16 protein-coding genes are annotated in these 12,264 nt (G+C 40.8%); 13 read left to right on the forward strand and 3 right to left on the reverse strand.

Annotation, left to right across the window (positions count from 1 at the left end):
- Positions 1 to 25 precede the first annotated feature (25 nt).
- The 7 genes from R2Q80_RS20395 (at position 26) to R2Q80_RS20425 (ending at position 4,004) form a co-directional block, all read left to right on the forward strand.
- Positions 26 to 151 carry a hypothetical protein gene (locus R2Q80_RS20395; RefSeq protein WP_316801547.1) on the forward strand — a complete coding sequence of 42 codons (126 nt, stop codon included), beginning with the start codon at positions 26 to 28 and terminating at the stop codon, positions 149 to 151.
- Between the two features lie 103 nt (positions 152 to 254).
- Positions 255 to 902, forward strand: a complete 648-nt coding sequence (locus R2Q80_RS20400; RefSeq protein WP_316801382.1) for a response regulator transcription factor — start codon at positions 255 to 257, stop codon at positions 900 to 902.
- A 197-nt stretch (positions 903 to 1,099) separates the two neighbouring features.
- The gene (locus tag R2Q80_RS20405; protein ID WP_316801383.1) at positions 1,100 to 1,480 is read left to right on the forward strand and encodes a response regulator; all 381 of its coding nucleotides are present in this window, start codon (positions 1,100 to 1,102) and stop codon (positions 1,478 to 1,480) included.
- A gap of 120 nt (positions 1,481 to 1,600) precedes the next feature.
- Positions 1,601 to 2,257, forward strand: a complete 657-nt coding sequence (locus R2Q80_RS20410) for a FadR/GntR family transcriptional regulator (RefSeq protein WP_316801384.1) — start codon at positions 1,601 to 1,603, stop codon at positions 2,255 to 2,257.
- An 8-nt stretch (positions 2,258 to 2,265) separates the two neighbouring features.
- On the forward strand, positions 2,266 to 3,099 hold the full coding sequence (locus R2Q80_RS20415; RefSeq protein ID WP_316801385.1) for a sulfite exporter TauE/SafE family protein: 834 nt from the start codon (positions 2,266 to 2,268) through the stop codon (positions 3,097 to 3,099).
- 9 nt (positions 3,100 to 3,108) lie between these two features.
- Positions 3,109 to 3,513 carry a DUF1634 domain-containing protein gene (locus R2Q80_RS20420; protein WP_316801386.1) on the forward strand — a complete coding sequence of 135 codons (405 nt, stop codon included), beginning with the start codon at positions 3,109 to 3,111 and terminating at the stop codon, positions 3,511 to 3,513.
- Between the two features lie 179 nt (positions 3,514 to 3,692).
- Positions 3,693 to 4,004, forward strand: a complete 312-nt coding sequence (locus R2Q80_RS20425) for a hypothetical protein (RefSeq protein WP_316801387.1) — start codon at positions 3,693 to 3,695, stop codon at positions 4,002 to 4,004.
- Between the two features lie 17 nt (positions 4,005 to 4,021).
- Here R2Q80_RS20425 and R2Q80_RS20430 read toward each other — a convergent pair whose 3' ends face one another.
- On the reverse strand, positions 4,022 to 4,297 hold the full coding sequence (locus R2Q80_RS20430; protein WP_316801388.1) for a hypothetical protein: 276 nt from the start codon (positions 4,295 to 4,297) through the stop codon (positions 4,022 to 4,024).
- A 615-nt stretch (positions 4,298 to 4,912) separates the two neighbouring features.
- Here R2Q80_RS20430 and R2Q80_RS20435 point away from each other — a divergent pair.
- From R2Q80_RS20435 to R2Q80_RS20445, 3 genes are read left to right on the forward strand one after another with little or no spacing between them, the layout of a single operon-like run.
- Positions 4,913 to 6,283 (forward strand): paraquat-inducible protein A, encoded by a 1,371-nt coding sequence (locus R2Q80_RS20435; RefSeq protein ID WP_316801389.1) that lies wholly within the window; start codon positions 4,913 to 4,915, stop codon positions 6,281 to 6,283.
- A 34-nt stretch (positions 6,284 to 6,317) separates the two neighbouring features.
- Positions 6,318 to 7,658 carry a paraquat-inducible protein A gene (locus R2Q80_RS20440; protein WP_316801390.1) on the forward strand — a complete coding sequence of 447 codons (1,341 nt, stop codon included), beginning with the start codon at positions 6,318 to 6,320 and terminating at the stop codon, positions 7,656 to 7,658.
- A gap of 20 nt (positions 7,659 to 7,678) precedes the next feature.
- Positions 7,679 to 8,221, forward strand: coding sequence for a hypothetical protein (locus tag R2Q80_RS20445; RefSeq protein WP_316801391.1), 543 nt, complete (start codon positions 7,679 to 7,681; stop codon positions 8,219 to 8,221).
- 179 nt (positions 8,222 to 8,400) lie between these two features.
- On the opposite strand, the gene R2Q80_RS20450 is transcribed toward R2Q80_RS20445, so the two are convergent.
- Positions 8,401 to 9,687, reverse strand: a complete 1,287-nt coding sequence (locus tag R2Q80_RS20450; RefSeq protein WP_316801392.1) for a DUF2252 domain-containing protein — start codon at positions 9,685 to 9,687, stop codon at positions 8,401 to 8,403.
- A 294-nt stretch (positions 9,688 to 9,981) separates the two neighbouring features.
- Between R2Q80_RS20450 and R2Q80_RS20455 the strand changes: the two genes are divergently transcribed.
- From R2Q80_RS20455 to R2Q80_RS20465, 3 genes are all read left to right on the forward strand, one after another.
- Positions 9,982 to 10,308 (forward strand): multidrug efflux SMR transporter, encoded by a 327-nt coding sequence (locus tag R2Q80_RS20455; protein WP_316801393.1) that lies wholly within the window; start codon positions 9,982 to 9,984, stop codon positions 10,306 to 10,308.
- Between the two features lie 196 nt (positions 10,309 to 10,504).
- Positions 10,505 to 10,852, forward strand: coding sequence for a hypothetical protein (locus R2Q80_RS20460; RefSeq protein WP_316801394.1), 348 nt, complete (start codon positions 10,505 to 10,507; stop codon positions 10,850 to 10,852).
- 1 nt (position 10,853) lies between these two features.
- Positions 10,854 to 11,432: a Crp/Fnr family transcriptional regulator gene (locus R2Q80_RS20465; protein WP_316801395.1), complete on the forward strand. Its 579-nt coding sequence runs from the start codon at positions 10,854 to 10,856 to the stop codon at positions 11,430 to 11,432.
- A gap of 66 nt (positions 11,433 to 11,498) precedes the next feature.
- Here R2Q80_RS20465 and R2Q80_RS20470 read toward each other — a convergent pair whose 3' ends face one another.
- Positions 11,499 to 12,248, reverse strand: a complete 750-nt coding sequence (locus tag R2Q80_RS20470; protein ID WP_316801396.1) for an SDR family oxidoreductase — start codon at positions 12,246 to 12,248, stop codon at positions 11,499 to 11,501.
- Between the last annotated feature and the right edge of the window lie 16 nt (positions 12,249 to 12,264).

Genomic DNA, 12,264 nt, shown 5'->3' on the forward strand with positions numbered 1-12,264 from the left:
AATTTTCCCATCAGAAAAAATCAGGATTGGTTATGGCTATGATTTCTCGATTGGTCCATTACAGGGCTATAGCGGGGGTACACATGAGATCTCGATTGCCTACTCATTCATCAAGCAAAACATCCGCCTGGCCACGCCAAGGGTGTTCTAAGATCAAGTTAAAATGAATCAACAAAAGAAACAAAAAAGAAAAACAATATAACAAGCAATATATCACAACTAACATTACAACATTGTCAACTATCCCAAATTCATTGAAACCTAAAAACGCCGTATCGACGTTTACTATTCTTATCGCTGATGACCATGAGATCATTCGCAGAGGTTTAAAAAGTCTGATTGCAGATTTCTGGGCCGGTGTTCAGCTGCTTCAGGCATCTACGCTGGAACAGGCACTAATTGAAACAGAAAAAGCACCCAACCTCATCATCATCGATGTAAACCTGCCGGGTGGAAACAACCTCAAAGTAATTGATCAGCTAAAACTGGTTCAGCCAAACGCCAAAATCCTGGTATTTTCTTCACTGAATGAAAATATCTATGCAGTACCTTATCTTAAATCTGGTGCATCAGGGTACCTGACTAAAAATGCAGAGGAATCAGAAATTGTAACAGCAATTACCACGATACTTGCGGGTAGCAGGTACTCAAGCAGAAATGTCAAAGAAAACATGTTCAATAGCATATTGGGCAATGATACCGATAATCCATTTACAAAACTTTCTTCAAGAGAACTTGAAGTAGCTGAGTTGCTGACAAAGGGAATTGGGGTGCTGGAAATTTCGAATCAGCTCAGCCTGCAAATGGGAACAGTAAGTACTTATAAACTTCGTTTGTTTCAGAAGTTAAAGATTAAAAGTATTATTGAACTTGCTGAAAAGATGAGTATTTATGAGCGATAGAAAGAGTGATTAGCGCTCTCTATCGCCACTCTATATGCCATATCCAGTCAATTCATCTTCACTTGTCAGACGTATTTTTTTGATTTATACCAGGGTTTAGGCAGTTAGCCTCTGTTACCGTAATTTCACCCTATTTAATTATTTTATTTGGGATATAAGTTTTCGCAAAGCATATTTGTATACTTAGCTAGACTTTTATGCCGTACAACTGTGCCATCGTGGATGATGAGAAACATGCAATAGATATCCTGCATGATTATATCAATGAATGTGAATTTCTTAATTTATCAAAAACGTACAACAGTCCGTTAAATGCCCTTGCCGAAATCACTTCTGATGATCAGATTGACATCCTCTTTCTCGACGTTGATATGGACGGTATGAAAGGGACAGAATTATGGCAGCATTTAAAGTCACGTGTAAAAAATGTCATTTACGCCTCCTCCAATCTTGAACAAGACATCCGTAATATTGATGGTTCATTTGAATGTTACCTCGGAAAACCCATCTCTCCAAAACGTTTTACACAAACAGTTCTCCGCCTTATACAACAAACAGAACAATCTGTAGTTAACTAATTTTATCTCGGGGTATTCATTAACAATAATTAGTCATGGGCTATTAATCTCATCATCTGATTAATGTCATATCGAAACTAAACATCTGATGTTTAAAACTAACATCATACCTTTGTGTCTATGAATGATACTAAAGAAAGGCTAGGTGATAAGGTGACCAGGCAAATCCGTCAGGATATTATTTCAGGTCGCTGGAAGGAGAATGACAAGATACCATCCGAAGGCGAATTGATGGAAATGTACAGTGTTGGCCGTTCCACCATCCGTGAAGCTGTTCGATCATTAGTTCAGATTGGCATATTACGTGTTCAACAAGGATCGGGAACATTTGTAAGTGACGTAAGTCTCATAGAAACCATAGACCAGCGTTTGCGGCGTGCCGATTTTGATGAACTTAACGCGGTTCGTAAATTACTGGAACTTGAAATTGTAAATCTTGCGGCCACACGTCGTTCAACATTGAACTTAAAAGTGATGGCCGAACAGTTGAAAGCCAGAAAGGATGCAATTTTTGACGAAAACCGGCAGGATTGTATTAATGCCGACATTGCTTTCCATGCAGCCATAGCAGATGCATCAGGCAACAAAGTTCTGGCTGATATGTATCGCAGTTTTACGGCATTGATCCGCGACTTCTTTCTGAAGCGTGAAAAACAGGGTTTAAGTCATTTTGCCATGAGCCACCACCTTCATGAGGAACTCTATAATGCCATCCAAAATGCAGATGCTGCTAAAGCCTGCCAGATCACAAATGAAATTCTTGAAAACAATTATTAATTACCATTATGACTATTCTAACTTTTTCCATTATTCTATTGCTGGGTGCTTTTCTGGCGGGCCTCGTGGGCTCGCTTACAGGTCTTGGTGGCGGGGTGGTGGTTATTCCATTATTAACGCTCGTCTTTCATGTAGATATCCGGTATGCCATAGGTGCAGCTTTACTGGCGTCAATTGCTAACTCTTCGGGCGCTGCAAGCGCATATGTTAAAGAAGGCATAACCAATATACGGCTGGGTATGTTTCTGGAAATAGCCACAACAGTTGGTGCGGTGATGGGTGCGGTGATTGCCGTTTACACCCCAACCAATACCATTGCTATTTTTTTTGGAAGCATCCTTTTGTTTTCTGCAGCCATGACCATCAGAAAAAAGAATCAGGATGCACTGCAACATGGTAGCCCCCTGGCAGCAAAGCTGAAATTAAACGGCAGCTATCCCACGGCGGAGGGTATTGTTAAGTATGAACTCAAAAATGTGGGTGCAGGCTTTTCCATTATGACACTCGCCGGCGTCATTTCCGGTTTACTAGGAATCGGTTCGGGCGCCTTAAAAGTGCTTGCAATGGATACTGCCATGCATATTCCCTTTAAGGTAAGTACCACCACCAGTAATTTTATGATTGGGGTTACCGCTGCTGCCAGTGCAGTTGTGTATTTGCAACGCGGTTATATGGATCCGGCTATTGCTTTTCCAGTAGTACTAGGTGTACTCGGTGGGGCATTTTTGGGTTCAAAACTGCTTTCCCGGATAAACCCTACAGTGCTACGTTACATTTTTTGCGTAGCCATTGTTTTTGTGGCTGTTGAGATGATGTATAACGGTTTCCTGCATAAATTTTAAGAATAAAAAATGATGAAAACAAAAGAAGTTAAAAAACATATTAAAGATTACGACATCGAGCAGCTGGTTGGCCGTCTTTTGCGGGTAGGGGTAGTCACCGCAAGCTGTATTGTATTTGTAGGGGGAATCCTTTACCTGATTCATATGGGAGGAGATCCCATGCCGTCATATGCTCAGTTTCGTGGTGAAAGTGCTGGCTTCACCACATTTCAGGGCATTTTCAGTGGCCTGCTTAGCGGGCACGCTAAAGGCATCATTCAGTTTGGCGTGCTGGTACTCATAGCCACGCCCATTATGCGCATACTGTTATCTTTAATAGGCTTTACGCTCGAAAAAGATAAGCTGTACATTGTCATAACGCTCATCGTACTTTTTGTAATGCTAATCAGTACTTTAGGTGGTTTTGCGGGCTAAACGATATATTGAACTTACGAATACAGAATAGTGATCTGCTTAAATTGAGCAGGACATACATTACACCCTGTTGAAACTATACATTTGACAGGGTGTTTTTACCTTACTTTAAACGGTTTAGCTATAATGATTTGTAGATGCTGGAGCTATGTCTTACTTTAGTGACTTAACTGATCAATATGTACGGTTTCGATAACCTGCAGGCGCTACGTGCGGGCTTGCTCAACAAAATTGGAAATATAGAGGTAAATCGTAAGGCTTGTGATCAACTATCGGTTGCGATTTTTATCAGGCAGAACGATTACATAAGTACCACAACATTAATGAGACTTTTCGGTTTACTGCCGGCAGATAAAACCAGTATATCTCCAAAAATATTGAATATGCTCATCAAATTTGCTGATGCTGAAATACAAAGCAATACGCATGTCTATATTCAGAAAGAGGTTATTGCGCAACCAACTGAACTTCCAAATCACTGGCTGAGCTAAAATAAACCCTGCCTTATTTACCGATAATCACAAAATTGTTTCAGCTCACCGGTGTGGCTATCCGGGCAAAAATAACTGCCATAACTTTGAGTATTTTCTGATTCAGCTAATCTTTTTAAGTGCGTAGCAATCAGGCCATTTTGGTCAAGAATAATTTCAAAGCTAACGCTGTCTGCTGCACTAATGTGTTCGGTTGATGAGTCCAACGTAAAGCAAATGTCTTGTTCATTCTCATCTTCAATATATCCCCTTCTTAATATCGGGTCAATGTGGGTAACTGTACCTATGCGCATAAGTTCATTTAATCGGATCTACGACGTATAATTAATCTACATAAAAGGATTTAGCAAATGTCGTACTCATTGTGCTTTATTCACGCTTTTGTTACGCTAAAAGTTAGAGCTTTCTTGTTTATTATGGTCTTTAACATAATTTTGAGGCAGGTTTTACAATTTTTAGTCATTGAAGCTACCGGGCAATTTCAGGTAAAGCAACAAACGCGACATCAGGTAAGCAATCCAACATGTACCATGTCAGCTTAACTGTATACATTTCAATACGCATATCACCAACCCGTAAATGTTATTGAGCCAACCAAACATTATAGTGTTCAGGGCCAAGTGCGCGGCACAGGAAAATTAACATGATGATCAGGGCAAGGGCAAACAAATAATGATGTTGCTTTTTCTTTTCAGCGTAATTTCGGTTCATTGGTTCAGGCGTTTTTTACCATAACAACAGTTGTCTTTTTTAGTTTTTCCTGACACCACTTTACGCGAAATTTTTAAAAAACTACACAGTTAAACTTCAATGCATTCAGACTGTATGAATCAATTTTTTGCCCCTTTAAAACCATTTTTACAATTTGATGTTGTGGTATGGATAATGGTCAAAAAGTGGCGTCACTAATGACAGTTTTATCATCAGCAGATCAATTACATATGGCCACCACAACATATTCTAACCAACAAAAAGCTGATCGGTCAGCAAGCCAGAGAGGTAAATGGCTACTCATTATGATACTGGCTTTATTGCTGGGAACTGAGGGGTATTTCGGTTACCAGTTGCATATCTTATCAGGCAAACAGGAGCAAATCAAACAAGACTATGCACACATTAACAATATTACCTATGGCCTTTTTTCCGTCGAACAATGGAGAGATCGGGTAGCCGGGATTGTAAACCATCAGGTCCGGCATTTTAGCATGACTAAGCAGCAAAGCAAAGACTTACATAAGGAAGTGGAGCAGATTCTGCTCGCACTGATTGATAAAGCTGAAGCTTTGGTAAACAAAAAGAAAAAAACCATTAGCGGCAAAATCCAGAAGTTTGCCATTAAAAACTTCGTCGATACCGATAAGATCAAAGCACAGGTGCCGGCATTTGCCAGCCAGATTATTGCTGAAGTAAACAATCCGAAAAATAAGAAAATGCTCAGCCGAAAGGCGATGAAAAAATTCAATGAAATCGAGCAGAATGAGAAAATCGACAGCGCACTAACGGCATACAAAGCTCAAGTAGATACTGTTTTTAGAAGATATCAGGTTAAAGATGCCAGCCAAATCAACACTAATCTCGAAAACCGTCTGCAGAAAATCCGCACACTTACCTATAGCTATTCTTTTGGGATGCTGGGATGTATCGCCATCGTATTGCTAACCTGGTGGTTTCTTCGCAAACGCACTGATCTGCATGCCACTTTGTTCATCATGTCGTTGCTATTCGCCTTTATTTTACTTGCTGTTGGACTCACCGCTTCGATGATTGAAGTAGATGCCCGCATCAGTTCCCTTGATTTTGTGTTGCTTAAAGAACATGTCACCTTCAAAGATCAGGTACTGTTCTTCCAAAGTAAAAGCATCATGGATGTGGTTCATGTACTCATCACCCAACCCGGAATCGATTCCATTCTGGTAGGTGTACTCATCCTGGTTTTCAGTATTTTGTTTCCTGTAGTCAAACTAAGCGCTACAGGAGTACATCTGCTTTCCGGTAAAAAGATTGCTGAAAATGGGGTGGTGAAATATTTCGCATTTCAGTCAGGTAAATGGAGCATGGCTGATGTGATTGTGATTGCCATATTAATGGCCTATATCGGTCTAAATGGTTTGCTCGATAGTCAGTTAGGAGCACTTAACCTAAAAAGTGAAACACTGACCGTTATCGCCACTAATAACACCGCACTGCAACCCGGCTACATTATTTTCATCAGCTTCGTACTTTATGGATTAATCTTGTCCACGATACTAAAATCCATTACCCCTCACAATGCCCACTAACCCGGACCTTATTAACCAAAAATTTGATCATAGCATGTCAGCACAAATTCAACAGGTTTCCCGCACAACAAAAAACGTCAGTACCGCGGTACTGATCACCGTCCTCCTGGCATTGCTTGCCATTATGGTTTATCTGGGTATGGAGCAACATGTGCTTTCAAGGCAGCAGGAAGAAATAAAGGAAGATTACAGCCTGATCAACAACATCACCTTCGGTATATTTTCTGTAGATGAATGGGGCGAAAAGATTGGCAACGTAGTGAACCATCAGGTGGGTAATTTCAATATGAATACCGATCAGAAAGAAGACCTTCAGAAAGAAATTGAAGGGCAACTTAATGGTTTAATCAACAAAACAACCCGGGAAATTACCAAACCTCAGAAGTCACTTGCCGGCAAGCTGAAGAAACTGGCTTTCAATACCTTTGTAGATACAGATGAATTGCATGCACAGGTTCCCTCATTTGCACGCACCATTATCAATAAAATCAATAGCCCGGGCAGTATGAAGCGCTTAAAGGGGATTGCCACCAGCAAAATGGAAGAGCTCGAAAAGCAAACGTTCGACCGTTCCAGCTCTGCCACCACAAAAGTAAGCAAGTACATTTATCAAAAATATAAAGTTGATAATGTTAGTGATTTTGAAGAAAGCATAAAATCAAAGATTACAGCTATTCAGGTACAATTGAAAAACTATTTTTATGCAATGGCGGCCTGTGCGCTGTTTGCTTTATTGTTATGGATCCCTTTGCGAAAATACAGGTGGCTCCATCCTTCGCTTTTCGTACTCTCCGCATTGATCGCCCTCGTACTGATATGGGTAGGGGTAAGTACTACCATCATTGAGGTCGACGCCCGCATGGAGCGGCTCGATTTTATGTTGCTTGGTGAGAAAATAACTTTTATGAACCAGGTGCTGTTTTTTCAAAGTAAAAGTATTCTTGGAATTGTTCAAACTTTAATGGCGCAACCAAAACCCGATGCGGTAATCGTAGGTGTATTAATCCTGCTATTTGTGGTGGTACTCCCGGTAGTCAGGTTGGTGGGCAGGGCCATTTATGTATGGGGAAGAGACCGTTATGCCGACAACAAAATAATCCGGTATATAGCACTCGAACTAGGTAAATGGGATATGGCTGATGTGATGGTAGTAGGAATCGCCATGACTTATATCGGATTGAATGGTATATTAAAGAGTCAGCTTTCGGGGCTAAACATGGATACCGATACACTGAAAACCATTACTGCAAACAAGTCTTCCTTACAGCCAGGTTACTACGTTTTCGTTACCTATGTGGTATTTGTGATCATCCTGTCATGGATACTTAAACGCATCGATCGCGATAACAAAAAGCTGGAAACGGTTAAAAATTAGAATACCTCTACCCAAAGCTTATGATAGCAAAACATCAATCGATCAAGCCAGGCATGCGGGAGTTTACAGTCATGATGCAGAAAGGAAATCACCTCACCAGGTTGTATGCCTGGTTGTATGGTATATATGCGGCCTTCGTTTTATTGGAATGTATTGACCTTCTTGCATTCTTAAAGGATCAGAAGGCGGGCCTGGAACCTACTTATGATATTGTTCATGTTGGCTTTTTCATCCTGGAACTTATTGTTAACACAGCACTAGCTATCCTGTTCATGATGTTGGGGAATCTGAAGAAGCTATCGCCACTAACGATGGCGCTAACTGTGTTAATCATCACCACTTTCAGGACGATAATGATTTATTACCTGTACTGTTTTACCGACCCACAGGTACACTTCGTGCCATATATTTACAAAAATGTAAATGCATTCAGTGAAGTCATGAGGGTTGTCATTCTTCCTGCTCAAATCATTTCCGGATTTGTTTGTTCGGTATTCTGGATTCGCATTATCCGAAAAACGAAATTATTAAAAAATGTGGAAGACAAACATCTCATTCATTAGAAGAATCAAATGAAGAATGACGGAATAGCCAAACAAATCTTTTCCCGAAGCTGTTACTAAACCTTCGTGAAACCGGTTTAGGATTGGATCGTGCAACCGGTTCTTTAATTTTTTATTGCTATTCAGAAAGCCACCCATGCTTTCTAAAATCGTTAAAACACCAGGCATCCTTATCTGTGCTATTCCTGGTTTGGCGTTTCATAATCCCCGTTCCGGTAATCCTGCAAAAAAGCGCCGTAATCAGCGCAAACCAGTGCTGCCTGTTCCGTACAAATTTTAAGCAGGCTATCCTGCCAGTCATTTCTATCAGCAAAAGCTTTCAGTTCATCCTTAGTTGCAGTACCATCCATACCAGAACTACGTAGTTGTGACGATGCGGTTAACATGGCCATGTCATCAATCACCTGATAAATATGCCGGTAATCTTCCCTGATCAGTTTAAATTTAATAGTGTCTTTCACCGGCTGAAGTTCCTGCATTACGTAATGCGCACCTTTGAACTCACTTGTCGAGAGGAGCGAGGAGGAAACATGCTGCATCCTTTTTTGAACCCTTACAATACGTTCAGCTTCAGAAGTCCATTGGGGTTGTTGTTCTTTAACAACATTTGCCAGAGATGATGGGTAAGCCTCCTTCATATCAATCAGCAGGTAACTGTCTTTTCTATTGGTACTTTTTAGCAAAAACAAATACCGCTTTTGTCCCAGGCTACCTGTTCCGGCAATCCGGTATACTACATCCTTAACCTTATAATTATACGGGCTGTCGTTATTATTTAAAAGCCAACTAGTTATATGCTCTTTCAATTCAGATTTTAACGCCTTATCCAATTTAAAATGGCGCTCATCCTCCAGGTCTAATAATATTTTACCGCCTTTTTCAAGCGTCCGTTTTTTCAGCAAATCGCCATATTTGCTTTTTTCTGCGCGGGTGAGAAAATCACGTACAATCCCTTTGGAAGTCCGTGGATCCAGGTCCATTGCCTTTCCGCCAAACAAGGTTGCCGCATAGGTTTTAATAAACAACCCCGCCATGTGCATGGCCTGATCTGATTCTATTTCCAATGTTTGGAAGGCAATAAGTATACTGGTTACCAAACGGATCACTTCCCAAAGCACCGGCGCCTTTATCGCCTCATCGAAATCATTCAGGTCGAAGTAAACCAGTTTGTTATTTCCCCGGTAACTGCCAAAATTCTCCAGATGCAGGTCGCCACAAATCCAGCCTGTCGGAGAAGCGGGAATATGTTTCACCTTAGATAACCTTTCGTAAAAAAGCCCGCAGGTACCCCTGTAAAACCTGAAGGCGTTTTCCCTCATGGCTTCATATTTTAGCTGAAGGATTTCTGGGACCCTATTCTGATTAAAGGATTTTATTTTTTCTGAGCGTGCTGACATGGTAACAGGGATGTTTTTATTTGTGTGTAATGTTTTTAGATTTTGTTTCTGCAAGTGCATCTGAAACATCTAAAATTTAGCGATACAACCCCGTTAAGCCGCAAATAGTTTAAGCTTTTATTAAAACGGCATTAGAATATATCCTGGTTGATTTGGTATGGGAAGATAAACTTCTGGTTGTCAGTACTTTCTTAAGTACAGTTTGCTGCATGTTGAAAAGCATGGTTATATAGGCATGTTTACATGTGAAAATAGCATTTTTAGTCATTAACAGATTACGTAGTTTTGTTACTTCTGCCAGCCTATTGGTGGAATTGAGAAAAATAAGGCGAGGTTTACTTTGCCGCTATAAATCATAAAAAAATGAACTGGATACTTTTAATTATCGGGGGCCTTTGCGAGGTGGCATTCGCCTTCTGTCTTGGCAGGGCTAAGGATAGCTCCGGAAATGAAATGTACGGCTGGTATGCCGGGTTTTTGGTGATGCTTACGTTAAGTATGGTACTCCTCATCAAGGCTACTCAAACGCTACCCATTGGAACGGCGTACGCGGTATGGACGGGCATCGGTGCAGTTGGCACCGCATTGGTGGGAATACTGGTATTTAAAGAGCCGGCAACCTTTTTAAGGCTGCTCTTTCTCCTTACCCTCATTGGCTCCATTATCGGACTGAAAGCGGTATCACATTGATAAAACATTTTGATAACACAGGTCACTTTGCACCGTAAATGAATGCCGAGAAAATAGGCCAGACATCATGAATGCCGTGGTGATGTGCTTCAGTTGAACGGGGGAATGCCCATCTCTTGCCTTAAATAAAAGCATTTTATTAAACTACTTTAATTTCTGGCTGATGGCGATTCCCTAGTTTTGTGGTATGAAAAATATGACAGAAACAATTGAGCGCTATACAAACGCCTGGAACGAGAAAACAAAACAGGAAGTAAAAGCTGCTTTAGTACACATCTTAGCTGATGAAATTACTTACCAGGATATGAACACGCCTTTGGTAATTGGAATTGATGCATTTGTTGATCTGGTAATGTCCTCGCATGAGAAAGTTCCCAGCCGTACCTTTTCGCTATTGAGTGAACCGGAATATTTTGATCAACATTGTTTTTACAGCTGGAAGATCAACATCCCTGGCCATGGTGAGTTTACCGGAAAAGATTATGCTGAATACAATGATGAAAACAAGCTTACCAGGATTATAGGATTTGTTCCTACCTTGTAGCATGCTTTCTTTTGAACACATTTTTGCAAACTTTGCACTTCATGTTAATCTTAACGCTGAAGAACAGACTCATATACAGTCTGTTCTTCAGTATAAGAAACTAAAAAAGAACGAAATGCTGTTAGCGACCGGAGAAATATGCCGTAATCTCTACTTCGTTGATGAAGGCTGCCTGCGTGTTTTTAACCGTGATAAAGAGGGTTTGGAGCATGTCGTGCTCTTCTGTACCGAAAACTGGTGGGCTGCAGACATGACCAGCTTTTCCGGTCAGGTGCCAGCGTATTACAACATCTCCGCATTAGAAGATACGGCACTATTTTATTTTAGTTATCCGGCTTTGGAGCAATTATATGCTGATGTGCCTAAAATGGAACGATTTTTCAGAATATTGGCACAAAATGGTTTCAGCTTATACCAGCGACGCGTAAATTCAATCATCTCCCGATCCGCCGAAGAACGTTATCTGCAGTTTCAGCAACTTTATCCCAAACTTGAACAGCGCATCGCCCAGAAATATATTGCGTCTTACCTGGGGATTACACCAGTATTTTTAAGCATGATTCGTAAAAGGAAAGGATAACATCTCTACGACAAACAATCAAAAACAATAAGCCTGCAAATCCATTGATTCACAGGCTTATTGATGCTACAGATAAATTCCACCTGACACCTCGATCCTCTGACCATTGATCCATTTAGCTGCATCACTGATCATAAAAGCAACTACACTGCCTATATCATCTGGTTGGCCTGTTCTTGCTAATGCTGTTTGGTTTGCTACAAAGTTGTTGATATCAGCATTGTCTCTAACAATTCCACCTGCAAAATCAGTCTCTATAGCACCAGGCGCAATAGCATTTACCCTGATTTTAAATGGTGCAAATTCCAGTGCCTGGAAACGGGTGAGTGTATCGATGGCTCCTTTCATGGCTCCGTACACGGAGAAACCAACTGCAGAAAATCTGCTATAACCTGAAGATATGTTAATAATGCTGCCACCTTCCGGAATGATTGTGCTAAATTCCTTTGCCAGTAAAAATACAGACTTAAAGTGCATGGTATACAACCTGTCGATTTGATCTCCGGCTGTGTCGGATATGGGTTCATAAGATCCGGTGCCCGCATTATTTACCAAAGCATAAAGGGTTGTATTATTCACTTCCAGGTAACGTTTAACATCATTGGCGAAATCACTTATTGAATCGCTGTTATAAACATCCAATTGCAGGGCCACCGCATTCCGTCCCAGTTTTTTTATCTCAGACACTACACCCTCAGCCTCTTGTTTTTTGGTGTGATAAGTTAAAATCACATCATTGCCTTCTTTAGCCACACTCAGTGCCATTTCTTTTCCTAGTCCACGGCTTCCGCCCGTGATCAAAATAGTCTTGTTCATATCTTTTGTTCTAAAT

Origin of the sequence: Pedobacter frigidisoli, from assembly GCF_032678525.1 — a bacterium.
Lineage (GTDB): Bacteria > Bacteroidota > Bacteroidia > Sphingobacteriales > Sphingobacteriaceae > Pedobacter > Pedobacter frigidisoli_A.

Bases quoted from the DNA above. Each gene is read 5' to 3' on its own strand.
- R2Q80_RS20405 (WP_316801383.1), top strand. From the start codon at position 1,100: ATGCCGTACAACTGTGCCATCGTGGATGATGAGAAACATGCAATAGAT.
- R2Q80_RS20410 (WP_316801384.1), top strand. From the start codon at position 1,601: ATGAATGATACTAAAGAAAGGCTAGGTGATAAGGTGACCAGGCAAATC.
- R2Q80_RS20415 (WP_316801385.1), top strand. From the start codon at position 2,266: ATGACTATTCTAACTTTTTCCATTATTCTATTGCTGGGTGCTTTTCTG.
- R2Q80_RS20420 (WP_316801386.1), top strand. From the start codon at position 3,109: ATGATGAAAACAAAAGAAGTTAAAAAACATATTAAAGATTACGACATC.
- R2Q80_RS20425 (WP_316801387.1), top strand. From the start codon at position 3,693: ATGTACGGTTTCGATAACCTGCAGGCGCTACGTGCGGGCTTGCTCAAC.
- R2Q80_RS20430 (WP_316801388.1), bottom strand. From the start codon at position 4,297: ATGCGCATAGGTACAGTTACCCACATTGACCCGATATTAAGAAGGGGA.
- R2Q80_RS20435 (WP_316801389.1), top strand. From the start codon at position 4,913: ATGACAGTTTTATCATCAGCAGATCAATTACATATGGCCACCACAACA.
- R2Q80_RS20440 (WP_316801390.1), top strand. From the start codon at position 6,318: ATGTCAGCACAAATTCAACAGGTTTCCCGCACAACAAAAAACGTCAGT.
- R2Q80_RS20445 (WP_316801391.1), top strand. From the start codon at position 7,679: ATGATAGCAAAACATCAATCGATCAAGCCAGGCATGCGGGAGTTTACA.
- R2Q80_RS20450 (WP_316801392.1), bottom strand. From the start codon at position 9,687: ATGTTTCAGATGCACTTGCAGAAACAAAATCTAAAAACATTACACACA.
- R2Q80_RS20455 (WP_316801393.1), top strand. From the start codon at position 9,982: ATGAACTGGATACTTTTAATTATCGGGGGCCTTTGCGAGGTGGCATTC.
- R2Q80_RS20460 (WP_316801394.1), top strand. From the start codon at position 10,505: ATGACAGAAACAATTGAGCGCTATACAAACGCCTGGAACGAGAAAACA.
- R2Q80_RS20465 (WP_316801395.1), top strand. From the start codon at position 10,854: ATGCTTTCTTTTGAACACATTTTTGCAAACTTTGCACTTCATGTTAAT.
- R2Q80_RS20470 (WP_316801396.1), bottom strand. From the start codon at position 12,248: ATGAACAAGACTATTTTGATCACGGGCGGAAGCCGTGGACTAGGAAAA.